This window comes from Methylocaldum gracile, from assembly GCF_053646815.1.
Genome location: NZ_CM132196.1, coordinates 3,040,456 through 3,063,393, shown reverse-complemented (window position 1 = coordinate 3,063,393; position 22,938 = coordinate 3,040,456). Strand labels below are relative to the sequence as shown.

General features: G+C 54.9%; 20 protein-coding genes and 1 tRNA gene. 10 read left to right on the top strand and 11 right to left on the bottom strand.

The genetic code is table 11. The features are described from left to right. Positions 1-330: 330 nt before the first annotated feature. Positions 331-1,746, bottom strand: a complete 1,416-nt coding sequence (locus tag ACWJJK_RS13415; RefSeq protein ID WP_077732339.1) for an L-serine ammonia-lyase — start codon at positions 1,744-1,746, stop codon at positions 331-333. A gap of 573 nt (positions 1,747-2,319) precedes the next feature. Between ACWJJK_RS13415 and ACWJJK_RS13410 the strand changes: the two genes are divergently transcribed. From ACWJJK_RS13410 to ACWJJK_RS13400, 3 genes are all read left to right on the top strand, one after another. Further along, the gene (locus ACWJJK_RS13410) at positions 2,320-3,816 is read left to right on the top strand and encodes a multicopper oxidase family protein (RefSeq protein WP_454128168.1); all 1,497 of its coding nucleotides are present in this window, start codon (positions 2,320-2,322) and stop codon (positions 3,814-3,816) included. 263 nt (positions 3,817-4,079) lie between these two features. After that, complete coding sequence (locus tag ACWJJK_RS13405) at positions 4,080-4,340, top strand: hypothetical protein (RefSeq protein ID WP_143735288.1); 261 nt, start codon at positions 4,080-4,082, stop codon at positions 4,338-4,340. 785 nt (positions 4,341-5,125) lie between these two features. Then, a complete protein-coding gene (locus tag ACWJJK_RS13400; RefSeq protein ID WP_139841175.1) occupies positions 5,126-6,175 on the top strand; it encodes a hypothetical protein in 1,050 nt (349 codons plus the stop codon). Between the two features lie 422 nt (positions 6,176-6,597). On the opposite strand, the gene ACWJJK_RS13395 is transcribed toward ACWJJK_RS13400, so the two are convergent. From ACWJJK_RS13395 to dksA, 10 genes are all read right to left on the bottom strand, one after another. Then, positions 6,598-6,673 (bottom strand) — tRNA-Phe (locus ACWJJK_RS13395). 78 nt (positions 6,674-6,751) lie between these two features. Further along, complete coding sequence (gene nth, locus ACWJJK_RS13390) at positions 6,752-7,408, bottom strand: endonuclease III (protein ID WP_086135637.1); 657 nt, start codon at positions 7,406-7,408, stop codon at positions 6,752-6,754. Beyond that, positions 7,405-8,118, bottom strand: coding sequence for an electron transport complex subunit E (locus ACWJJK_RS13385; RefSeq protein ID WP_077732345.1), 714 nt, complete (start codon positions 8,116-8,118; stop codon positions 7,405-7,407). The genes nth and ACWJJK_RS13385 overlap by 4 nt, the downstream gene beginning before the upstream one ends. Then, positions 8,115-8,759 (bottom strand): electron transport complex subunit RsxG, encoded by a 645-nt coding sequence (gene rsxG / locus ACWJJK_RS13380; RefSeq protein ID WP_077732346.1) that lies wholly within the window; start codon positions 8,757-8,759, stop codon positions 8,115-8,117. The genes ACWJJK_RS13385 and rsxG overlap by 4 nt, the downstream gene beginning before the upstream one ends. Next, complete coding sequence (gene rsxD / locus ACWJJK_RS13375; RefSeq protein WP_156881059.1) at positions 8,756-9,787, bottom strand: electron transport complex subunit RsxD; 1,032 nt, start codon at positions 9,785-9,787, stop codon at positions 8,756-8,758. The genes rsxG and rsxD overlap by 4 nt, the downstream gene beginning before the upstream one ends. Positions 9,788-9,847: 60 nt before the next feature. Further along, positions 9,848-11,530, bottom strand: a complete 1,683-nt coding sequence (rsxC, locus tag ACWJJK_RS13370; RefSeq protein ID WP_454128167.1) for an electron transport complex subunit RsxC — start codon at positions 11,528-11,530, stop codon at positions 9,848-9,850. Further along, positions 11,527-12,066: an electron transport complex subunit RsxB gene (rsxB, locus tag ACWJJK_RS13365; protein ID WP_077732348.1), complete on the bottom strand. Its 540-nt coding sequence runs from the start codon at positions 12,064-12,066 to the stop codon at positions 11,527-11,529. The genes rsxC and rsxB overlap by 4 nt, the downstream gene beginning before the upstream one ends. Before the next feature lie 13 nt (positions 12,067-12,079). Next, positions 12,080-12,661 carry an electron transport complex subunit RsxA gene (gene rsxA, locus ACWJJK_RS13360; protein WP_077732349.1) on the bottom strand — a complete coding sequence of 194 codons (582 nt, stop codon included), beginning with the start codon at positions 12,659-12,661 and terminating at the stop codon, positions 12,080-12,082. Between the two features lie 170 nt (positions 12,662-12,831). Then, positions 12,832-13,767 (bottom strand): tRNA glutamyl-Q(34) synthetase GluQRS, encoded by a 936-nt coding sequence (gene gluQRS / locus ACWJJK_RS13355; RefSeq protein WP_156881057.1) that lies wholly within the window; start codon positions 13,765-13,767, stop codon positions 12,832-12,834. 24 nt (positions 13,768-13,791) lie between these two features. Next, positions 13,792-14,232, bottom strand: a complete 441-nt coding sequence (gene dksA / locus ACWJJK_RS13350) for an RNA polymerase-binding protein DksA (RefSeq protein WP_077732350.1) — start codon at positions 14,230-14,232, stop codon at positions 13,792-13,794. A gap of 134 nt (positions 14,233-14,366) precedes the next feature. Here dksA and ACWJJK_RS13345 point away from each other — a divergent pair, with 134 nt between their 5' ends. The 7 genes from ACWJJK_RS13345 (at position 14,367) to ACWJJK_RS13315 (ending at position 22,932) form a co-directional block, all read left to right on the top strand. Further along, complete coding sequence (locus tag ACWJJK_RS13345) at positions 14,367-15,524, top strand: aminotransferase class I/II-fold pyridoxal phosphate-dependent enzyme (protein WP_156881047.1); 1,158 nt, start codon at positions 14,367-14,369, stop codon at positions 15,522-15,524. 347 nt (positions 15,525-15,871) lie between these two features. Then, complete coding sequence (locus ACWJJK_RS13340; protein ID WP_347258262.1) at positions 15,872-16,492, top strand: XrtA/PEP-CTERM system exopolysaccharide export protein; 621 nt, start codon at positions 15,872-15,874, stop codon at positions 16,490-16,492. A 26-nt stretch (positions 16,493-16,518) separates the two neighbouring features. Next, complete coding sequence (locus ACWJJK_RS13335) at positions 16,519-18,000, top strand: XrtA system polysaccharide chain length determinant (protein WP_454128166.1); 1,482 nt, start codon at positions 16,519-16,521, stop codon at positions 17,998-18,000. 14 nt (positions 18,001-18,014) lie between these two features. After that, on the top strand, positions 18,015-18,932 hold the full coding sequence (locus ACWJJK_RS13330) for an XrtA-associated tyrosine autokinase (RefSeq protein ID WP_077732354.1): 918 nt from the start codon (positions 18,015-18,017) through the stop codon (positions 18,930-18,932). Continuing rightward, the gene (locus ACWJJK_RS13325) at positions 18,874-20,916 is read left to right on the top strand and encodes a TIGR03016 family PEP-CTERM system-associated outer membrane protein (protein WP_454128165.1); all 2,043 of its coding nucleotides are present in this window, start codon (positions 18,874-18,876) and stop codon (positions 20,914-20,916) included. The genes ACWJJK_RS13330 and ACWJJK_RS13325 overlap by 59 nt, the downstream gene beginning before the upstream one ends. A gap of 6 nt (positions 20,917-20,922) precedes the next feature. Beyond that, the gene (locus ACWJJK_RS13320) at positions 20,923-21,972 is read left to right on the top strand and encodes an XrtA/PEP-CTERM system-associated ATPase (protein WP_086135610.1); all 1,050 of its coding nucleotides are present in this window, start codon (positions 20,923-20,925) and stop codon (positions 21,970-21,972) included. A gap of 90 nt (positions 21,973-22,062) precedes the next feature. After that, entirely contained in the window at positions 22,063-22,932 is an 870-nt protein-coding gene (locus tag ACWJJK_RS13315) for an XrtA system polysaccharide deacetylase (RefSeq protein ID WP_454128164.1), read from the top strand. The last annotated feature ends 6 nt before the right edge of the window (positions 22,933-22,938 follow it).

Sequence of the window (22,938 nt, the reverse complement as noted above, 5' to 3'; positions counted from 1 at the left end):
GACGCTGGGTAGTAATCCAGGCACGGGTTTGTCTCCTCGTTGTTGATTTTGGCACTAATGCAATTTATGCGCCGTCTACGTTTGTGCTGATGCGCCGCTAGTACACCCGTCGAGTTCGTGGAGACGCGGTCGTAGCGGGAGCTCTGCATTGCCGAGCTCGGTGACGACCACCGCTTCCGATTGTCGGCAATACGACAAGCGCGAGCTTGCAATGGCATGGTGTAGCGCGCCAGAAGTTGTGGACGTCAACTCCGCCTTTTCCGGCGGGGGCGTGGCGGGCGCGCCGCTCATTATCCTGTTTTTGCGCATCGGATGCTCACGATACTCCGCTCAGCACTCCGGCACGTTCACCGGAATGTGTACCGCAAGACCACCCTCGGCGGTTTCTTTGTAGCGGCCATTCATGTCCTTTGCGGTCTCCCACATGGTCTGGATCACCGCATCGAGGCTGACCCTGGCGTCCGCCGGATCGCTGTCCAGGGCGATGGTCGCTGCGGTGATGGCTTTGACCGCGCCCATGGTGTTGCGTTCGATGCACGGAATCTGCACCAGCCCTCCGACCGGATCGCAGGTCAATCCGAGGTGGTGCTCCATGGCGATTTCCGCCGCCTGCAAGACCTGCTCCGGTGTACCGCCCGAAACTTCCGCCAGCCCCGCGGCTGCCATGGCGGACGAAACGCCGATTTCGGCCTGGCAGCCGCCCATGGCGGCGGAGATGGTGGCGTTTTTCTTGAACAAGGTGCCGATCTCGCCGGCAGTGAGGATGAAGCGGATGACCTTGTCTTCGTCGAAGCCGTCGACGAAGCACCAAGCGTACATCAACACCGCGGGAATCACCCCGGCGGCGCCGTTGGTGGGTGCAGTGACGACTCGTCCAAAGGACGCATTTTCCTCGTTGACCGACAGGGCGAAACAGACCACCCACCGGTCTACGTTGGCGAAATCACGGGGTTGACGCCGCAGAAGATCGGACCATTGTTCGATCGTCGTATAGTCGGCGCCGTTCAGCAATTTGCGGTGCATTTCCGGTGCCCTGCGCCGGACCCGCAAGCCGCCCGGCAGATAGCCTTCGCGGTGCACGCCGCGGAAGATACAGTGCCGGATTTCCCGCCATAGCCGAAGCGCCTCGGCGTCGATCTCGTCCCGGCATCTCCAGGCCTGCTCGTTCAAATAGGTCAAATCGGAGACCGACAAACCCAGCGCTCTGCAATTTCGCAGCAAATCCTGCCCCGAGTGGCAGGGATAAGGCGTCACGACGCGCGCCGCCGAAGCCTGCTCCATGTCATCGTCTGCGGCCACGAACCCGCCGCCCAGAGAGTAGTAGATACGCTCGAGAATTTCGCCGTCTGTAAGGATCGCCCGAAAACACATCCCGTTGGCGTGGCGCGGCAGGGTGGTCGAGCTCTCGAACACCAGGTCCCGTTCGCAGACGAAAGGAAGATTCCGTTTTCCGCCCAAGGGCAGCCAACCGCTGGCCTTGATAGCCGCGATCCGGTCCGGAATGACGGCCGTGTCGATCAGCGTGTAATCCTCGCCGGAAAGTCCCATCAACACGGCTACGTCGGTGCCGTGCCCGCGGCCGGTTTTGGCGAGGGAGCCATACAGCCGGACGGTCAGGGATTCGACCCGGTCCGGGTCGCCCAAGGCTTCCAGAAACAGCGATGCTGCCCGCCATGGTCCCATCGTGTGGGAGCTGGAAGGGCCGATACCCACCTTGATGATTTCGAACGCACTGATGGAATCCATAACTTTCGCTGCTGCGAGGAAGACGAACGGAGGAACGATTCAAAGCTTAACCGGGCCTTACCATACCACGATCCGGAAATCGGCCACCAAAAAGGCTCTCCGATTTCTTGCGACGCACTCGTTCGTAATACTCCGTCGCTACCGGAGAAGTTCCCCGTTTTCTAACAATGGCTCCCGTAAAGGCTGTCTTCGACCGTCGAGGCAATAGAGCGTTTTTCATCCCGGTGTACGGATTCGTGTTCGGGCGGGAAGAACGTAGGTCGGCAATCCCTTGCCGACTTATCGGCTCGGCAAAGGACTTTGTCGGCAAGGGATTGCCGACCTACCTATCGGGCTCCCTGATACCGGATCGGAAAATGCTCCAGGGTTTGAAGGACGAGCCTTTTGGGCGGCAAGATCCCTGCTGGATTGCTGATTTCATTGTTCGGTCCGAATGCGGCAAAGTCACAGCCGTTTCGCAGCTTCCTCACATGATTTTTGCCTTGTTTTAGCCCAACAGGCGGGAACGTGAGTTAGGAATTAATGCACTAACGGATATTCGCTCCGAAGACCTTTAGCCAAGGAGGGCCGGTCATGCGTACACCCCGCAAATTTCCCTTTCTACCCGTTGCAGCCTTGCTGGCGGTTGTCGGTCTTGTCGTTGCAACGCTCCCGAATCCATGGGTTCATGCCGGTCCGGAGTCGATCATTCAGGCATCCGTGGGCGAGGAACATGACGACTCCGCCGAAAACGGAAACGGACGCCGAGAGCAGGGCGATTCTGCCGAAACATTCCGAAATCCATCCGAAGTCGCGAGTTCGGATGGCGCCTTGAACGTCACGCTTACCGCCGGCAAGCAGGAAATCGAGATTGGCGGGCAGAGCGTCGTCGCCATGGTGTTTAATGACAGTTATATCCCACCGACGCTGAGAGTTCGGCCCGGTGATACCCTGAATCTCGAGCTGGTCAATTCGCTGGAAAATTCGACGAATCTGCATCACCACGGCTCGAACGTGTCGCCGCTGGATAATGGCGACAATGTCTTCGTCGATATCATGCCGAATACCCGTTATCGGCAACGAATCGTATTTCCCGACGAGCACCCTGCGGGCTTCCTGTGGTACCACCCTCACATGCACGGTTTGGTCGAGGCGCAGATTTTCGGAGGCATGTCGGGTGGTCTGATCGTCGAGGGCATGCTCGATCCGTTTCCGCAGTTGAGCGGCATCAAGGAGCGCATCATGCTCCTCAAGGATTTTCAGAACATCGGCGGCGAGATCCCTTCCGACAACATCGATAGCAATGCCGGCACGACCCGCACCGTCAACGGCATGGTCAACCCGGCCCTGAAGATTCGCCCAGGAGAAACGCAGTTTTGGCGAATCGGCAATATCGGAGCGGATATTTATTACCGTCTGAAGCTGGACGATCACGTACTTTATGAAATCGCCGCGGATGGCAACCGCCATACCGAGCTCGTGCCGCGGGACGAAATTTTACTGCCGCCCGCATCGCGCACCGAGGTGTTGATTCAGGGCGGTCGCCACGGAATCTATCAACTGCGCACTCTCGCCGTCGATACCGGGCCCGATGGGGATCAGTATCCGGAAGTGGTGCTGGCGACCTTGATTTCAGAAGGTGCCGAGCGCGAACCGGTCGAGCTTCCGACCGCGGACCAATTCCCTCCGGTGGAGGATTTGCGCGGGCATCCCGTTGCCCAGCACCGCAGTTTCCAATTCTCGGAGGATCCCGACACCAACCAGTTTTACATCGACGGCAAGCAGTTCGATCCGAATCGCGTCGACACCCAAGTCAAGCTAGGGGATGTGGAAGAATGGACGATCGAGAATGTGACTGACGAAATGCACGTGTTTCACATACATCAGCTCGATTTTCAGGTCACAGAAATCGACGGGCAGCCGGTGCCGTTTACCGGCCGGCAGGATGTGGTCAATCTTCCCGTGAAAAGCCGAGTCAAGCTGCTGATTCCGTTTACCAATCCGGTGATCGTCGGCAAGTTCGTATACCACTGCCATATCGTGGCGCACGAGGACAACGGCATGATGGCCACCGTGGAGGTGGTCCCCTGATCTCGCTGACGGGGACGGTTCAGTGCCGAATGGAAAAGCCGGACACCTTCCTAATCCTGTGGTCGGGCTGTGGCTGGCCATAGAAGGAAGTCAACCAATGAAAACCTGATACCGTCCCGGAAAAGAACGGCGAAAAGGGCTTGTGCTATATTTTGCTTGCTCATTCGTCATGCATCTGCCGGAATCAGTTGCCAGCAAATACTCTGGTATAGCCACTGAGCGGGAAGTGTTGGTTATGCTTGGTAATCATTACTATAAGAACAATGTTTAACGTCAATCGTGTTTTTTCGGCGCGTAACGGTACGACAGGGCAGGTCGAATGGTTTTTCGAGGCTAGGGAAGGCATCATGGGGCCGTATGAATCTGCGGCATCTGCAAATAAAGCCCTCGGGGAGTTCAAGGAGCGTTGCATGCGTCTCGGATGCAGCGGCGGTAGAACCGACGATCCAAAGCTTGGTTTCAAACCCCTCCAAAGCGCCTCGGCCTCGACCACAATGAAATTGGAAATAATCAAGGAAGAGTAACGTTTGATTCGAAAAAGCGATCCGAACCCCTCATGTCGAACACGCTCGGAGCGTCGATGAGCGGCTCCCGGCCAGCATGACGTGCGGACGGAAACGAACGTTCTGAGCTGTGCGGCATCAGGCAAATAGCGAAAGCCTTACGCCTTCTTTCTTGCGTATGAGATCAATCACGTAAAGAACCGCCCCTTCAATTAGAGCATTTTCATACCGACTGTACGGGCACTCGCGCGTAGGTCGGGAATCCCTCCCAATCGCAAACGGTCGCTTTAGTCGCGACCCTTCCAATCGCAAACGGCGTCTTCGGGAGCGCCGAAGCCGCCCTTCCCGACGGTGCAGTTGGGCCAACGGGTTCGTCGGCAAAGGATTGCCGACCTACGAATGCTTGAATCCATTCACCCGAGCCGAAGGCGCCAACGACTCCTGCCAAGCCGGTTTTGCCGTACGAGCGAGATGAAAACGCTCTATGTACATTCAGGGAAGTCTTGCGGCATAGGCAACCTGCAGGACAACCCCGCCAATCAAGCCAATCAGTCGAGATTCCGCAAATATTTGCGGAATGTACTTAGTACCGTCAAAGGTCGAACGAGCGCGAGCCCAAGCCGCCCGTTGTCTCAACGCTCACCGCTTAATGGCGGCTCATCGGAAGCGAACCATTCACCTGAACTGACCGATCACGCCCTTTGAACTTCCTATCCCCCCTATAGTCCTCCTTTACATAAAAGAAGGCGTCTATTTTTCCTGGGATTCCGGATCGCTCTTGCGCTTCAAGAGAAAGGTCGAAAACTATGTTGATCGGATACAAGACCCTCGCATTGTTGCTGCTGCCTGCATTCATCGGCGGAGTTGCTGAGGAGTCTGTTGCCCAAGACCCTCGCGACTGCCTTCCCGGATACGTCTGGCGAGCGGCGCGAGCAGACGACTTGGTCTGCGTCATTCCGCAATCCCGTGCCCTTGCTGCGGATGAGAACGCCAAAGCCCCGTTCAGGCGCGAGCCGGGACCGCGCGATGGCGTCTACTATTGCTTGTCGGGCTTTGTCTGGCGCGAGGCATATGAGGGAGACACGGTCTGTGTTACCCCAGCTGCCCGACAGCGGGTGTGGGAAGAGAACGCACTCGCAGCATCGAGGACGGTTGCTGGAGGGGTAGACTTCCGCACTGTAGGTCAGCACACCTTGCTCGTAGGAGTCACCACCAGCCGTAACGCTTGGGAGAGTAGAACCTACAGTTCCACTTGCGGAGAGCTAACCCCGATGCCCGGAGTGATGGACGGCATGGTAGGGTGGGGACAGGCGGAGATCGGATGGCTCGGCGAAAATTGCTTCGCCTTCGTTCTTGAGCGCGCCGTGCAATTCGACTTCACTCTCATGGACATGATTCCGGACAAGATCGTCGACCGTGCCGTGCTGAGCTACGACGAGGTCGAAGCTCCTTCCTGTCCGCTTGTCGTGGGATACAGCTACCGATGCTGGCAAAACGGAGAGGGAAACTACGAGGTGAAAGCGAACGGCTGCGTGGAAGTGCGCATCCCTTCCATGGATTGGGTTCGTAATGGTGGAACGGTGCAGGGTAGACTCCCGACCTTCGCCAGCGGACAGCCGACATCGCGCATCAATGCACGTCAATGGGATGTAACCTCTCCGATCGCCTGGCAACTCTCCAGCCCCGCGCCTCCGCTGGGCGGAATGCGGGGGTATGGCGTTCTGCTGACCGGAGGCCCGTCGATCGATGGTCTAACGGCTCAGGACAACACGGTCTGTGTCTCGGATCTCTCCAACATCACGCTGGAGATCACCTATACCGTGCCCCCTTCCGGCGAATTTATACCACCCCGATGACGGCATGATAAGGGATAACTGAAATGCCACCCTCATGACCCCCAAGACATCGCGGCCGTGAACTGCACCGAGCCGTGGTTGTCGCAACATGGTCTCCTTGCGAAGCGCATGCGCAGTGGCACGTGTTCACTGTCATCCGCAGGGGGGGACGGAAAAGATCCGCGAGGATTCGTTACCAGCCACGCCGCCGGACGATTAGCATGTGACCGGAAAGTATTGCCTCGACGCCCCTAAAGGCCAAGATCATTACGGATGACCAAGGCGACTAGCTCTAAGGGCTAGGGCATGAGCCGGGCGCAGTGGCGGCGCTTAAGATCGCAAGCCCGATTGGTCGGTTTGGGTGAGTGCGTTTTTCGGAGACGTCTTCGGAAAGACGAGAAAGGTTTGCGCAGAAGAAAATAATTGCAAACTTTCGTTTTACATGGTGGCCAGGGACGGAATCGAACCGCCGACACGAGGATTTTCAGTCCTCTGCTCTACCAACTGAGCTACCTGGCCAGTGGCGAATCGAGTTGCGTATTAAACCTGTTACGAGGTTCTCAGTCAAGCACTAATGTTTTAAATCGTCTCGGACGATTATTTGGTATCCGAAAAGGATTCGGGTGGAGTTTTGTCCGGGTATTCGCACAAGTCGGCGATCGGGCAAATGGGGCATTTCGGTTTCCGGGCGACGCAAGTATAGCGGCCGTGCAGGATGAGAAGGTGATGGGCATCCTTGAAATACTGTTTGGGAACGGTACGCTCCAGTTTCCTTTCGACCTCCAATACCGTTTTGCCAGGCGCGAGCCGGGTTCGGTTGGCGACGCGGAAGATATGGGTATCAACCGCGATGGTATGCTGGCCGAATGCGGTGTTGAGGATGACATTGGCGGTCTTGCGGCCTACACCCGGCAGTGCTTCCAACTCTTCTCTTGTTTGCGGCACCTGGCCGCCGTGTTTTTCCAGCAGCAACCGGCAAAGTCCGATGATGTTCTTGGCCTTGCTCGGATATAGGTTGATAGTCTTGATGTATTCCTTGAGACCTTCTTCACCCAAGGCGAGTATGGTCTCGGGCGTATTGGCGACCGGGAATAGCTCGGCGGTAGCCTTATTGACGCCCTTGTCGGTCGCTTGCGCCGACAGCACCACCGCGATCAGCAGCTCGAAAGGCGTCGAGTGCCTGAGCTCGGTCGTCGGCTCCGGGATCGCCGCGGCCAGACGCTCGAAAATCCGTCTGCGCTTTTCGGCGTTCATGATTCATGCATGGGAGATTTATGGAGCGAGTCTGTTTGGACCGGCGCAGTCTTGCCGAGAGCTTTCGTTTTCGCCCGGGCGTCGATGAGGTTTTTCACCGCGATCAGGAGGCCGAGGCCAATGAAGGCGCCAGGCGGGAGAATTGCCAGCAGAAATCCGTCGTAGTCGCTGAAGACGGGTAAAGTCCAGTTCTTGGCGATTTCGCCGAACATCAAGTCCGCTCGATTCAACACGGCACCGGTTCCTATCGCCTCGCGCAGGGCGCCGAGCATGACCAGTGCAAAGGTGAATCCCAACCCCACGAACAAGCCGTCCATGAGCGCGCGATCGACCGGATTCTTGGATGCGAAGGCTTCGGCGCGTCCGATGATGGCGCAGTTGGTGACGATCAGAGGTATGAAGATGCCGAGAATCTTATGCAGATCGTGGAAGAAGGCATTCATCAATAGTTCGATGACGGTGACGTTCGAGGCGATGATGAGTACGAACACCGGCAACCGGATTTCGGTCGCGACGTGATTGCGGATCAGCGAAACGATGACGTTGGAAAAGATCAGCGCCATGGTGGTGGCGAGACCCAGCCCCAGGCTGTTGATCACCGAATTGCTGACCGCCAGCAGGGGGCATAATCCCAGAAGCGCGACGAAGGCCTGGTTGTTGTGCCAGAGGCCGTCGCGGACGATTTTCTGGTATTTGGAAAAGTCGATCATGGATTCGATCCTAGGGAGCTTCCCGACTCTTGGTCAAATAGGCGCTCTTGGTTCCGCTCAAAGAAAATCAGGGTCTTGTAAACGGCTTTGACTACCGCGCGTGGCGTGATCGTCGCTCCGGTGAACTGGTCGAACTCGCCGCCGTCCCGTTTGACTTTCCAGCGGGATTCTGAAGGATTACTCAGCGAGCGGCCGTCGAAGCCCAATATCCAGTCCGATTTGTCGGTATCGATGGGATCGCCGAGTCCGGGCGTTTCGCGATGGCTGACGACCCTGACGCCGGCTAGCGAGCCGTCCGTGCGGACTGCTACCAGCAGTCTGATTGTGCCGTTGTAGCCGTCCGGAGCGACAGGGGAGAGCACGGCCGCCACGGGCTTGCCGTTTTTTCGTGCGCGATAAATGGTAACCGCTTTATCGGTGCCGAGGGTGAGGTCGCTGGCTGTTATGGTGTCGGCGAGAATATCGTTGTCGAACCAGTCGGCCGGAACCAAGGATTCCAAAGTGTGCAGCAGGACGGCCTGTTCGTTGGACTCGATGCGCTCTTTCGTTCCGTCGTGCACCAGGGCCACGAGTCCCATGCCGATGACGGCGAACACTCCGAGCGCGGCGGCTGCATTGATGATGGGCTTGGGCAAATTCATTTCGGATGTCCGTAGACCCGCGGACGGGTGTAGTGATCGATGGTGGGCGCAGCCAGATTCAACAGCAGAACCGCAAAGGCGACGCCGTCCGGATAGCCGCCCCAGGCGCGGATGACGAATACCAGTAGGCCGATCGATGCGCCGTAAATCAATCGCCCGCGCGGCGTGGTCGAGGCCGTGACCGGATCGGTCGCGATGAAGAAGGCTCCGAGCATGGCGGCTCCGCTGAAGCACTGGAACAGCGGTGTCGGGTAGACCGCCGGATCGATCAGGAAAAAGATCAGCGAAATGCCGAACAGGGCGCCCAAGAATCCGACCGGAATCTGCCAGCCGATGATGCCGCGTTTCAGCATCCACAATCCGCCCAGAAGAAAGCCGAAATTGACCCATTGCCAGCCGCGGCCGCCGATTCCTGCGAAAAGCCCTCCGGCCTGAATTTCGTCCAGTAACCGGTTTAGCCCGAGCTGGGTCTTGATCGTGTCGAGCGGGGTCGCCATGGTGAGTGCGTCGAAAGTCATGTCCGACGGCAGCGTGCGGGTGAAGATCGCATTCCAGGCATCGGCAAAACTCAGCGCTGAACCGCTCAGTTCCTTGGGCGGAAGCCAGGCGGTCATGTGCTGGGGAAAAGAGATCAGGAGTACGGCGTAGCCGACCATCGCCGGGTTGAAGGGATTGTATCCCAGCCCGCCGTACAGGTGCTTGCCGATGACGATGGCGAAAAGTGCTCCGAAAGCCGTAAGCCACCAGGGCGCCAAAGGCGGCAGCGACACGGCCAGCAGCACGGCGGTGAGGGCAGCGCTATAGTCCCTAAGAGCAGGCGCAATCGGACGGCGACGCAAGGAGAGCATGGCGGCTTCGCCCAGCTGCGCCGCGAGCAGGGCGATCATGCACTGCACGAGCACTCCAGGGCCGAATTGCCACACCAATGCCGCCAAGCCCGGAATCAGAGCGACGAGCACCTCCAGCATGATGCGGTTGACGCTGTTGACGGGGGCAAGATACGGCGCGTGAGCGGTCGGAAAACGCATGTGAGCGAGTGTTGGATGATGGATGTATTTCAAGTGGCTGTCGAATTTGGAAATGCCCGGCTAATCGATCTCCGAAGGCACCGCTTGAGCTTCGGATTCCGGGCCGCCTGGCGGAGTCTCGGTGTGAACGACCTTGGCGGACTCTCGACGAGTCTCGGCGCCTGCCGGCGGCACTACCGTTTCTTGCTTATCGCCATCAATCTGCGCGGCGCCTTCGCTTGACGGCGCGGATTTTTCCGCGCGGCGGAGTTTGGCGCGTTCGATGGCATCGAGGATTTCCGGCGACTTTCCTGTTCCCAGGTTCTCTTTCTTCCGCTTCGCGGCTTCCGCGCGCTCGCGCTTCTCCTGTTCCTTGCGCGCCTGGCGCGACTCGAAACGAAGGCGCGCATGATCGGCCTTTTCGCGCTCGCGCCGCTTGGCGATGGCCTTGCCTTTCGTGGCGCGGAAATGTTGGACGAGCGGAATGTGGCTGGGGCATACGACATCGCAGGAGCCGCACTCGATGCAGTCGAACAGATTGTAATCCAGCGCCCGTTCGATCTGGTCCGAACGGCCGTACCAGTAAAGCTGCTGCGGCAGCAGGTTCACCGGGCAGGCTTCGGCGCAAGCGCCGCAACGAATGCAGGGCAGGGATCGCTTTTCGCCGATCAGTTCGTTGCGGCCGGCCACCAGTATGCAGTTGGCCGATTTGGTCAAAGGCAGATTATCGGTCGGCACGTCAAAGCCCATCATCGGTCCGCCCAGAACGAGCCGCTCGGCTTCGTTGGTATAGCCGCCGCATTGTTGGATGAGATCGGCGAAAGGCGTACCGATCCGAGCCAGAACATTCTGTGGCTGTTTTACGCCGAGGCCGGTTACCGTCACGATTCGGGAAATCAAAGGAGTACCGTGAACGACGGCGTTATAAACCGCTGCGGCCGTTCCGACATTCTGGCAGACGATACCGATGTCGGCCGGAATGCCGCGCGTCGGTACTTCGCGGCCGGTCAGCACGCTGATCAATTGTTTCTCGCCGCCGGTGGGATAAATGGCGGGAACGCGCACGAGCTGAATAGCCTCGAAACCTCCGCGCTGCTTCGCCTTCTCCAGTGCGGCCAGCGCGTCCGGCATATCGTCTTCCACGGCCAGGAGACAGCGTTCCGCCTTCAGGATTTGGAGCAGGATTTTGGCGCCTTCCAGCACGTGGTTCGGATAGTGGCTGAGCAGGCTGTCGTCGCAAGTGATGTAGGGCTCGCATTCCGCGCCGTTCAGAATCAGCGTGTCGACCTTGCGATCGCTGCCCGGTGCCACCTTGACCGAGGTAGGGAACGCGGCTCCGCCAAGGCCGACGATTCCGGCTTCGTATATCCTGCGGCGCAGTTCGTCGGGAGAACACTGCCGGTAATCCTCTATGCCGGCGAAGTCCATGGCGGCATCCTCGCCATCGGTCTCGATGACGATGCACGATCCAGTCAGGCCGGACGGGTGGGGCAGAGGCAAGTCTTCGATCTTCCGGACGATGCCGGAACTGGAGGCGTGAATCGGCGGATAGAACGGGTGGTCGTCGCGGGCGATGACTTGGCCTTTCAGAACCCGGTCGCCCGGCGCGACGACGGGCTTGGAATCTTCGCCATTCCGCTGTTGCAGCGGAAAAAGCAGCCTTTCCGGTAAACGCGCGACGGCGAGCGGGGCTTTGCAGGACTCCTGCTTATGGCCATCCAGATGAAGGCCGCCATGGAAGTTCCAGAGTTTGAACAAGCTCATTGACCCACCGCTTTGGGTTCGGGCCATCGCCAGGTGGCCAGGGTTTCCTTAACGGGTTCCATGCGGATGCAATCCACCGGGCACGGCGCCACGCACAGTTCGCAGCCCGTGCATTCCGACGCAATGACCGTGTGCATGTGCTTGGCTGCGCCGAGGATCGCATCGACGGGGCAGGCCTGAATGCAAAGGGTGCAGCCGATGCATTTGCTTTCATCGATGATGGCAACGGACTTCGGTTTTTCGATGCCATGTTCGGCGCTCAAAGGCTTTGGTTCGACGCCCAGCAGATCGGCCAGCGCGATAACGCCTTCCTCGCCGCCCGGAGGGCACTGGTTGATGTCCGCATCGCCCCGCGCGATGGCTTCTGCATACGGGCGGCAACCGGGAAAACCGCATTGCCCGCATTGCGTTTGCGGCAATACGGCGTCGATTTTATCCACCAAGGGATCGCCCTCGACCTTGAAGCGCCGGGCTGAATAGCCCAGGATCAAGCCTAATAAAGCGAACAATGCGCAAACGACGAATACGGCCAACATGGATGAAACCGGATCAGCCCTTGACGAGGCCGGAGAATCCCATGAAAGCCATGGAAATCAGGCCGGCGGTAATCAAGGCGATAGCGTTGCCGCGGAAAGGTAAAGGAACATCGGATGCGTCTATTCGTTCGCGAACCGCTGCGAACAGAACCAAAACCAAGGTAAAGCCGAGAGCGGCACCGAAACCGTACAAAAACGACTCGATGAATCCGTGCTGAGACTGGACATTCAGCAGCGCAACGCCAAGCACCGCACAGTTGGTGGTAATGAGGGGCAAAAATATGCCCAGCACTTGATAGAGCAAGGGGCTCGACTTGCGTACGAACATTTCGGTGAATTGCACCACCACGGCGATGACGACGATGAAGACGATGGTGCGGAGATATTCCAGTCCCAGAGGGACCAGAAGATATTCGTTGGCGAGATAACTGCTCACCGAAGACAGGGTCAGTACGAAGGTCGTCGCCAGACCCATGCCCATCGCAGTCTCAAGTTTTTTGGATACGCCCATGAAGGGGCAAAGCCCGAGAAACTTGACCAAGACGAAGTTATTGACCAGGGTCGTGCCGACCAGGATGAGCAGGTAATCCTTCATTAAGGAAAAATCGGGGAAGTGGGTCGTGATTTGGAGGACGGAATTTTAAAGAAAAGCAATAACTTGTCAAACCATAAAACCGACTGAAATACTTTGTTTTTGCGGGACGTCGGCCATTACGGCATTCGGAGTAAGAGACGAGATCATTATTTAGGTTTTGTAAGGATAGCTCACGATAAGTTCACCGGGATGGTGCGCTGAGCCGAGAGTCGTGAAATGTCCCAATTTCGGAGTGCCCAATCGAGGACATCGTCCGTTTTTGCCGATTGCAAATCCGGAGGCGGGTTTTGGTTTAAGAGGGTCAACAAGCTAACCAAGGTCGATGATGGATTTTGCCCATCCACGGGATCGGCGTAGGTCTGTTTGCTCAGTTTGAGTCCCATTTGATCTAGGAGAACCGGAACGTGCGCGTATACCGGAGTGGGCAATCCGAGTAGCCGCTGCAAATAAATCTGCCGGGGCGTGGAGTCGAGCAAATCGACGCCCCGAACCACTTCGGTAATGCCTTGTTCGTCATCATCGAGCACGGTTGCCAAATGGTAGGCATAAACTGCATCGCGCCGGAAGACGATGAAGTCTCCGACGTCGTTCGCCAGATTCTGTGTCACTGGTCCCTGGAGCATGTCCTCGAACGTTACCGCAGCGTTTTCCGTTATGACGCGCAAGGCATGAGAGTCGGTCACAGGTTTCTTGTTCCTGTTCCGGCAGAACCCCGGGTAAATCGATGCGTCCGTATTTCCGTCAGAGAACGACGCAAGGTCTTTGCGCGAGCAGGTGCAGGGATAAAGGAGCTCTTGATGATCGAGCCGCGCAAGTGCGGCTCGATAGGCCTCCAAACGCTCGCTCTGATAGAGGATAGGCCCGTTCCAGTGCAAACCGAATGTTTCCAGGGTGCGAAGAATCCGGTCTGCTGAATCGGCAATGGTGCGAAAAGGGTCGACATCGTCGATTCTCAAATACCATTCGCCTTGCTGCGATTTGGCTTGGAGAAAACTGGCGAGAGCTGTGTAGAGGGAGCCTAAATGCAGGGGGCCGGTAGGCGATGGCGCGAAACGGCCCCGGTATTTTGGCTTAGAAGAGGTCGTCGAGAATTGGGTGTCGTTCAAGTCCGAGGATGAATGGACCAAAGATTAGCCGACTTGCTTTTCCCGGATTTCATCCAGAGTCTTGCAGTCGATGCACTGGGTCGCCGTCGGCCGCGCCTCGAGGCGCCGCAGGCCGATTTCCACGCCGCAGGTCTCGCAATAACCGTAATCGCCACGCTCGAGATTTTCCAGGGATTCTTCGATCTTTTTGATGAGTTTCCGTTCCCGGTCGCGGGTACGCAGTTCCAGGCTGAATTCGGATTCCTGCGTCGCGCGGTCGTTCGGGTCCGGGAAATTAGCCGCTTCGTCCTGCATGTGATGCACCGTCCGATCGACTTCCTTCATGAGTTCCGCCTTCCAATTCTGTAGAATGCGACGGAAGTGCTCGACTTGAGCCTCATTCATGTATTCTTCGCCTTCCTTGAGCGGGTAAGGCGTGAAGCTGAAAGGTGTCACATGGGTATCGGCTTTTTGGGCGCTGGACATCCGTAAACTCCTAAACCAAGTTCAAAAACCGGATATTACTAGCAGACAAATCGCGGTTCTGCAAGATGGCCGGCGTCTGTTAACGAGATTGCTGGGACACTTTAAGGCGATTCCGCCGTGTTACGGATGCAAAAATGATGATTTCGAATCGTATGGCTGGCATACAGCCCTTCTACGTGATGGAAATTTTGTCGCGTGCCAATGCATTGGAGCGCCAGGGGCGGGACATTATTCATATGGAAATCGGCGAACCGGATTTTCCGACGCCTCCGCTGGTTATCCAACACGCGACCGAATTCATGCGCCGCGGAGAAATAAAGTATACGCCGGCTGCCGGGCTGCCCGAGCTTCGCGAGGCTATATCGAAATATTACCGTGACCGCTACGGCGTATATGTCGCGAGTGAACGAATCTTTGTCACTCCAGGCGCCTCGGGCGGCTTTCTGTTGGCGATGGGATTGCTGCTTAATGAAGGCGACGAGGTTCTGTTGGCGGATCCTGGCTATCCATGTTATGCGAATTTTGTTCGACTTTTTGGTGGCACTCCTTCGTTGGTTCCCGTAGACGCGTCAACGTGTTTCCAGCTCAATTCGGACGTCCTGTCCGCCCACTGGGACAGCCGAACAAAGGGCGTTGTGATCGCATCGCCCTCGAATCCCACTGGAACCGTAATGCAATCGGATGCGTTGAAGAGACTCACCATTGAATTGGAGCGGCGATCGGGGTTTTTGATATCAGACGAGATCTATCACGGACTCGAATATGACGAGCCTTCACCGACGGCTCTATCGCTCTCGGATCGGGTTTTCGTGGTCAACAGCTTTTCGAAATATTTTGGCATGACAGGCTGGCGGGTCGGCTGGCTTGTGATTCCTGCCGACTACATCGAAAGTGCCGAAAAACTTGCACAGAACATTTTTATTTCTACGCCCGCCCCTTCACAATATGGCGCCCTGGCTTCCTTTACCGAAGCGAACTTACAAGAATTGGAGCAGCGACGACGCGTTTTTCAGGAAAGAAGAGACTTTCTTTGTGAGCAGCTGTTGAGCATTGGATTTACATTAAACACCATCCCAAATGGTGCTTTTTATGTGTACGCTGATTGCCGGCGGTTTACGTCGAATAGCTTTGATTTTGCATTGAATTTGTTAGAGGAAACCGGCGTGGCGACAACTCCGGGTAAGGATTTCGGAAAAAATTCGCCCGAAAATCATCTTAGATTTTCATATGCGGTCACTCTTGAGCGATTGGCTGCGGCCATAACTCGGATAAGACAGTTTGTGCAGCGCTAATCCTATATGCGACGCTAGACTGCATAATGAGATATTTAAAATATAAGTTGTTAAATCAATCGGTTAGCGCATCCTGGCTGGCGTGATAGCGATCCTCTGGGTGAAATAATCAGTCTTAGGGGCGCGCAACAGCTATGCTAGACTTTGTATGCTTCCTGAGCCGGCGAGATGGGGCGCCGCATTGTAAATCGAGAGCGAAGAGCCAGGCTTTTTGTGCTTGCATCAGACCCGACGTTCCACAAAACCGCGCCGCTTAAACAAAACAAATGTTGGTTTTATGTCAGGGTTTCGGCTGACCTTGTTTTCACCTCGGGTTTCGTGAGCGAGCTGTTTTAAGAAAAAGCTAATTGGGGATAGATATTATGCGTCTTTTTAATTATGGAGCTTTGTGCGGAATTTTATTCTGCGCCTCTTTACTCGTGGGATGTGCTCCACTCGCACCAAACGTAGACCCGCCCTCGGAATATACCTACATCATCGGGCCAGGCGACAGCATTGAAATGTTTGTCTGGGGAAATCCCGAAGTATCTCGCACCATACCGGTTAGACCGGACGGAAAAATCAACGCCCCTTTAGTTGAGGAACTACCTGCATCGGGCAAGACACCCTTTCAGCTCGCACGCGATATCGAAAAGGAATTAGCAAAATATATTCGAAACCCGCTAGTAACCGTAATTGTGAGTAATTTTGTCGGTCCTTACAGCGAGCAAGTTAGAGTTGTTGGACAAGCTGCAAAACCCCAGGCTGTACCTTATAAAGAAAATATGTCTCTGCTCGATTTAATGATTTTAGTTGGTGGGGTTACCGATTATGCGGCTGGCAACCGAGCTACAATCGTAAGGACATTAAATGGTGTTAAGCAGCAACTTAGAGTTCGTATCGATGATCTGCTCGAGGATGGCGATATCACGGCTAATGTAAATATTCTACCAGGAGATGTTTTAATTATTCCGGAAGCTTATTTTTAGCCTGTTTCGCATAGGAGCTAATTTCCATGCATGAACTAATCGCCGAGGTTCTCGGTCATATCCAAGGCGCAACCCGTTATAAGTGGCTTTCTATTGCTTTGGCATGGGTAATTAGTCTTGCGGGTTGGGTTTTTGTCGCGCAAATGCCTAACAAGTATGAGGCAAGTGCGCGCGTACATGTGGATACTCGCTCTGTTTTGCGTCCTCTGCTTTCCGGCTTGGCTATTCAGCCAGATGTTTCCGGCCAAATCCGATTAATGTCGAAATTGATGTTCAGTCGCCCAAACTTGGAGAAAGTGGCTCGGATGACCGACTTGGATTTAGGCGCGAAGGATGAAGCATCCATGGAAAAGTTAGTCAGTCACCTGCAATCGGCTATGAGCATTACTGGCGGAGAAAATAATCTATTTACGATTAGCGCAGAAGACCAAAATCCAGCGGTAGCAAAGAAGATTGTTCAGGCATTATTAACTATTTTTGTTGAGCAAACACTCGGAGAGTCGCGGGAAGATTCAAATTCTGCGCAGAAATTTCTGGACCAGCAGTTAAAGGAGTATGAAACACGTTTGCAAGCCGCTGAGAAGGCAAGAGAGGATTTCAAGCGAGCCAATTATGGATTGTTGCCGGAGCACGGGGGCGACCTTTATGGACAGCTCGGCACGCTTAACGGACAGCTCGAGGAGGCTAAGATGGCTCTGCAAGAGGCTGTCTATCGGCGCGAAGAAATGCAGAGGCAGCTGGATGAAGAGGAGCCGTCATTCACGGATTTTGGGAGCCAAGTTGCAGCAAGTCCTTTGGATACGCGTATTCAAGCGTTGCAAGCTCGATTGGATGAATTGTTGCAAAAAAAGGAAGAGGAGGAGGCCGCATCGGAAGAAGATACCAGTTCTGGCATGGGGGGCGAGACAAATCCGGTTTTTCAACAGAAGAAAATTGCGCTTGGCGAGGCGGACGCTAATGTCGCCTCCTTGAACTCACGAGTCAAAATCTTCGAGGAAAAGATAGAGAACCTGAAGAAACAAATGGATGACCGTTTAAAAGTGGAGACTCAGTTGCAGGGTCTCAATAGAGATTATGCAGCGATTAAGGAAAATTATGATGCACTCCTGAAACGGCGCGAGACAGCGAGAATGTCGGAAAGCGTAGAGCAGAGCACGGATAGCGTTAAATTCAAGATTGTCGACCCACCTCAAGTACCTACGAAACCTTCTGCTCCCAATCGCATTCTATTATCGGTTGGGGTTTTCGCGGCAGGTATAGTGGTGAGTATAGGGTTGGCTGTGTTTTTGGCGCTGCTCCGGCCGGCATTCAATACCATGAATAAAGTTCGAGAGGTTACAGGACTGCCTGTACTTGGCAGCGTTTCCATGAATTGGATTCCGGAAATTAAGGAACGGAAATGGCGTGAGTTTCTAGCTTTTACGGCTGTATTTGCCATGTTATTCGTAGTATTCGTTGGGGTAATCTTGCTGGAAATTAGGGGTTATCATCTTCCGTCCTTCATTTAGTCGGGGGCAGCCACGTGAGCATTATTGAAAAGGCACTTAATAAAGCGTTAGAGCTCGAGCAGTCTTCGACTAATAAAAAGGCGGATCAACAGAATTTTCCCGAAAGACTGGAAAACATTGAGGCGGCCGAGCCAGTCCCCGAGCCAACCAGGAAAGCTACTGCCGAGGCCAGTAAAATACATTCGATCGGTTGGAGTCACCTGCGGGAAAAAGGGATGCTCGGGCCTGAGATGGCTTATAGTCAGATAGCGGAGGAGTATCGCCTAATCAAACGGCCGCTTTTGATGAACGCATTCCCGGATGGTGATAATGGTCTCAGCCGTGCGAATCTGATTCTCGTCACCAGCAGTGTTCCCGGCGAGGGGAAAACCTTTACGGCCGTAAATTTGGCGCTCAGCATAGCGATGGAGCGGGATAAAACCGTACTGTTGATAGATGCTGACGTGGCGAAACCATCGATAGCTGAATTACTCGGGATCCCTGCGAAGATAGGATTGACCGATCTGCTTCAGGATAAATCGATCCGTTTTTCCGATGTCTTGATCAAAACGGATATTCCCAACCTCACGCTGTTGCCGGCAGGTAAATTGGATCGCCATTCCACCGAGCTCTTAGCTAGTGATGCGATGAAACGACTAGCCAATGAATTATCTGCCCGTTACCCGGACCGGGTAGTGATTTTTGACTCTCCGCCATTGTTGGCTGCTAGTCAAGGCTCCGTTTTAGCCACGTTGGTTGGGCAGGTCGTCCTGGTAATTGAGTCGGAATCAACGCCCCAATACATTGTTCAGGAGGCCATTTCCAAATTAGAGTCCTGCGAGGTCATTGGCTGTGTATTGAACAAGACCAAAAAGGGATTTGGATTCAGATATTATGGCTACGGGTACGGTTATGGGTATGGATCTTATGGTCAGCAGAGAACTGATGGGTGACCCAGCGTCCATGCCAAGTATTAGGAAGATCGGTCAAGGTATAGCCGTTCTTCCTTTTCTTTTTCCGTTGGCCCCTGCCTTCGCCGTGGATTGGCTTGTAACTCCCAATTTAACTGCGCGAGGAATATATTCCGACAATATCAATTTGTCCGGTAGCGGACAACGGTCTAGCAGTTCGGCGGGGCAGAATGGCGATGATGCATTCGTGACTGAGTTAAGTCCTGGCGTATCAGTCCGGCGCCGGGGCCGAAATCTATTTAACTTGGATTATCGCATGCAGAATCTATTCTATGCGGGAACGGATACAGATCCGCGGATCAATAACCAACTTCAAATGAATTCGACTACCGAGCTGTGGGATAATTCGGTATTCATCGATTCTACAAGTACGATTGGGCAATACAATAACTCGACTACTGGCCGTTTTGCGTTTGATAATGTCTCGCAAACTGGCAATACCAGCGATTACAGAACTTTTCGAATCAGCCCCTATTGGAAGCCGCACTTGGGCGGTTATGCAGAAGGTACTGCCCGTGTTACGTACAGTAACATCGGCGGAGGAAACTTCGATTCGAATATTTTCGAACAAAGAATAGATTTGCGTAGTGGCAACTGGTTCGATTCGCTTGCCTGGCGTGCCAACTTTTATAATCAAGAAAACACGCGTGACAATGGTGTCGGAGGCGCCAGCGCTACAGGCGACGTAAAATATCGAAACTACAATGGCGAGTTGAGATACCGTCTCTCCAAGGAATTCAGCCCGTTTATTCAGGCAGGACGTTTCGAAAACGATTTTTTAGGTCAGACAAACATTTCGGGGGCTCGAAACGGGGGGTATTGGACTGCGGGACTGGCTTGGACGCCGAGTGCTAAATTAGCTGTACAAGGCGGGTGGGGTAGCAACAATCATTTCATATCTGTGGCATGGGAGCCGAGCAAAAGAACTACGTTTCAGATCATCTACCGCGATAGCGACATAGGTGGGGCTTATGGTGGAGGTGGTTTCGGCGGGTTAGGCTACGGCGGAGCGGGTTTCGGGGGAGCAGGTTTCGGCGGAGCAGGTTTCGGAGGAGCAGGTTTCGGCGGAGCGGGTTTCGGCGGAACGGGTTTCGGCGGAACAGGTTTCGGCGGAGCGGGTTTCGGAGGAGCGGGTTTCGGAGGAGCGGGTTTCGGAGGAGCGGGTTTCGGAGGAGCGGGTTTCGGAGGAGCGGGTTTCGGAGGAGCGGGTTTCGGAGGAGCGGGTTTCGGCGGAGCGGGTTTCGGAGGAGCGGGTTTCGGCGGAGCGGGTTTCGGCGGAGCGGGTTTCGGCGGAGCGGGTTTCGGAGGAGCGGGTTTCGGCGGAGCAGGTTTCGGAGGAGCGGGTTTCGGCGGAGCAGGTTTCGGCGGAGCAGGTTTCGGTGGGACCGGCTTAGGAGGGTTCAACGCCGGAACGACTTGGAACGCGCTGCTAAGTCACAGAACTCGCCGAACGAGTTGGATAGCAACTTATACGGTCAACACCACGACAATTCAGCAGGTTCTGCTCGATCAACCGGTGTTCGATCCGTTGACCAGTCAACCATTCTTGTTGCCGATCGATCAGCCTATCTTGACCAATGAGGTCATCACTCGAAAACGGGGACAAGCATCTGTCTCCGGTCACACTGCCAAGAGCACCGTAACCTTGACCGGCTATCAGGAGGATCGAAACTATCAATTTTCCGGTGATCAGGATGTGCTTGGATTTACGGCGTTGTGGAGTTGGCAGTTCGCAGCACGAACCCAATCCCTTTTGTACTTTGTCTGGCAGGCGATCGATAATCAGAGCGAGACTTTAGGGCGTTCCGACAACAAGTTTATGACCGTGTCACTAGCATTGAACCGAAGGATCTGGGCCGATTTGATAGGCTCTTTGGAGTTGCGGCACATGCAGCAGGATTCGAATCGATCAGAAAATGAATTTGACGAGAATCGGGTAACGGCCAGTTTGCTTATGAGGTTCTGATTCTTCATGTACGATGCCTTTTACAATCTGAAAAAAAAACCTTTCCAGCTCAATCCGGACCCCGAGTTTTTCTACAACAGCGCGGTTCATAAACGGGCGTTGGCATATTTACGATATGGTTTAGCCCAGGGCGAAGGGTTTGTTGTCGTGACCGGAGAGCCCGGCACCGGGAAAACGATGCTGGTAAAGGAGTTGTTCGGCGCGCTCCGGAACGAAAATATTGTTGCAGGCCTGATGGTGACGTCCCAGGTCGGTGCCGAGGATACTCTACGGATCATTGCTGCCACGTTCGGCCTTTCTTACGATGGCGATGCGAAGGCGGTTCTCCTCAAGAATCTGGAAGAATTTTTCAAACTCAAGTCTCGCGAGGGAAAGCGAGTCCTACTGGTCGTCGATGAAGCACAGAATCTTCCGGCCCAGTCTTTGGAAGAACTGCGCATGCTGCTCAATTTCGAATCGGAAGGACGATCGATCTTTCAGGTTTTCCTGTTGGGACAGGATGAGCTGCGAGCGACATTGCAGGGAGGCAAAATGGAACAGGTACGGCAGCGAATAACGGCCATGTACCACTTGCGACCATTAGAGCTCGAAGAAACCAAAGAGTATATCCTTCATCGATTGACTACGGCGGATTGGGCACACGATCCGGAATTTACGAAAGAGGCATTTGAGGAAATCTATCGCCATACCCAGGGGGTTCCACGAATAATTAATACTTTGTGCGACCGGCTTTTATTGTATGGATACTTGGAGGAACTCCACATGCTGGATTTGGATGCGGTTCGCTTGGTGATAAACGAGATGGAGCAGGATGCCGTGCGAGTCCAGCGCCCATCCTGTCAAGGAACGACCAATATCGAGGCGTCGTTGTACCCGATCGACTCGGGATACGTCCCGGCGGCTACCGGAAGCCTAGAGGAGAGGGTCGTTCAACTCGAACACCTGGTGCTCAGTTTGCGGAAAACCGTGCAAAAAGAACGGGCTTTGTTGCGAAAAGCCATTCTCTTGCACCTCGATCTTGATGAAGTTTATCAGGAGCCGCTTGACGAATCTTGAAGTGCGAAAAAACTAGCTTGAAGCTTCTCGCTGCGAATTAACAAAAACAATTATAAATTGCGCGCCGTTACTGCGCGTTAGGGGGTATTTTTGGCTAATCCGTCGGCCGCTGGCAATCCCATCGTCAATGCGATGACAGTGGATGTCGAAGATTATTTCCATGTATCAGCATTCGAACCCTATATTGGAAGGGATAAGTGGGACGATTTACCCTGCCGGGTGGAAAGAAATACCGACCGGATACTTCAGATCTTTGCCGAAGCGGGAGTGCAAGCCACTTTTTTCACGTTGGGGTGGGTGGCCGAGCGCTACCCGGCACTCATAAAACGAATAGTAAAAGCCGGCCATGAGCTGGCTTGTCACGGCTATAGCCATGTACGAGTGACTCAACAAACTCCTGATGAGTTTCGTGACGATGTTTTGCGGACCAAGCGTTTGCTCGAAGATCTCGGCGGAGTCCCGGTTCTGGGATATCGTGCGGCCAGCTATTCGATCGGTTCCAAAAACCTCTGGGCGCTAGAGGTTCTGGAAGAGTCAGGATTCCGTTACAGCTCCAGCATCTATCCTGTAAAGCATGATTTGTACGGCATGCCGGAAGCGCCGCGCTTCTCGTTCAGGCCGTGCAGACCGGACGGGTTGCTGGAAATACCCGTAACTACGGTCGAATTAAGCAATAACAAATTGCCGTGCGGCGGTGGCGGCTATTTCCGTTTGCTGCCCTATCGGGTTTCTCGCTGGGCCATCGAGCGAGTGAATCGGAAAGACCGGCAATCATGCGTGTTTTATTTTCACCCTTGGGAAATCGATCCGGATCAGCCGAGGCAGCGAGGCATTAATCTGAAAACACGGTTTCGCCACTACCTGAATCTTTCTCGGACCGAATCGCGCTTGCGCCGTCTTTTACACGACTTTCGCTGGAACACGATGGCTCATGTGTTTTTATCTCCATACCACAATTAACCCGGA

What these genes read in the sequence shown, in the direction of transcription:
- ACWJJK_RS13410 (WP_454128168.1), top strand. Translation starts at nt 2,320, where the DNA reads ATGCGTACACCCCGCAAATTTCCCTTTCTACCCGTTGCAGCCTTGCTG.
- ACWJJK_RS13400 (WP_139841175.1), top strand. Translation starts at nt 5,126, where the DNA reads ATGTTGATCGGATACAAGACCCTCGCATTGTTGCTGCTGCCTGCATTC.
- ACWJJK_RS13335 (WP_454128166.1), top strand. Translation starts at nt 16,519, where the DNA reads ATGCATGAACTAATCGCCGAGGTTCTCGGTCATATCCAAGGCGCAACC.
- rsxA (WP_077732349.1), bottom strand. Translation starts at nt 12,661, where the DNA reads ATGAAGGATTACCTGCTCATCCTGGTCGGCACGACCCTGGTCAATAAC.
- dksA (WP_077732350.1), bottom strand. Translation starts at nt 14,232, where the DNA reads ATGTCCAGCGCCCAAAAAGCCGATACCCATGTGACACCTTTCAGCTTC.
- rsxB (WP_077732348.1), bottom strand. Translation starts at nt 12,066, where the DNA reads ATGTTGGCCGTATTCGTCGTTTGCGCATTGTTCGCTTTATTAGGCTTG.
- ACWJJK_RS13320 (WP_086135610.1), top strand. Translation starts at nt 20,923, where the DNA reads ATGTACGATGCCTTTTACAATCTGAAAAAAAAACCTTTCCAGCTCAAT.
- rsxD (WP_156881059.1), bottom strand. Translation starts at nt 9,787, where the DNA reads ATGCGTTTTCCGACCGCTCACGCGCCGTATCTTGCCCCCGTCAACAGC.
- rsxC (WP_454128167.1), bottom strand. Translation starts at nt 11,530, where the DNA reads ATGAGCTTGTTCAAACTCTGGAACTTCCATGGCGGCCTTCATCTGGAT.
- nth (WP_086135637.1), bottom strand. Translation starts at nt 7,408, where the DNA reads ATGAACGCCGAAAAGCGCAGACGGATTTTCGAGCGTCTGGCCGCGGCG.
- ACWJJK_RS13415 (WP_077732339.1), bottom strand. Translation starts at nt 1,746, where the DNA reads ATGGATTCCATCAGTGCGTTCGAAATCATCAAGGTGGGTATCGGCCCT.
- ACWJJK_RS13345 (WP_156881047.1), top strand. Translation starts at nt 14,367, where the DNA reads ATGATGATTTCGAATCGTATGGCTGGCATACAGCCCTTCTACGTGATG.
- ACWJJK_RS13405 (WP_143735288.1), top strand. Translation starts at nt 4,080, where the DNA reads ATGTTTAACGTCAATCGTGTTTTTTCGGCGCGTAACGGTACGACAGGG.
- ACWJJK_RS13325 (WP_454128165.1), top strand. Translation starts at nt 18,874, where the DNA reads ATGGCTACGGGTACGGTTATGGGTATGGATCTTATGGTCAGCAGAGAA.
- ACWJJK_RS13385 (WP_077732345.1), bottom strand. Translation starts at nt 8,118, where the DNA reads ATGATCGACTTTTCCAAATACCAGAAAATCGTCCGCGACGGCCTCTGG.
- rsxG (WP_077732346.1), bottom strand. Translation starts at nt 8,759, where the DNA reads ATGAATTTGCCCAAGCCCATCATCAATGCAGCCGCCGCGCTCGGAGTG.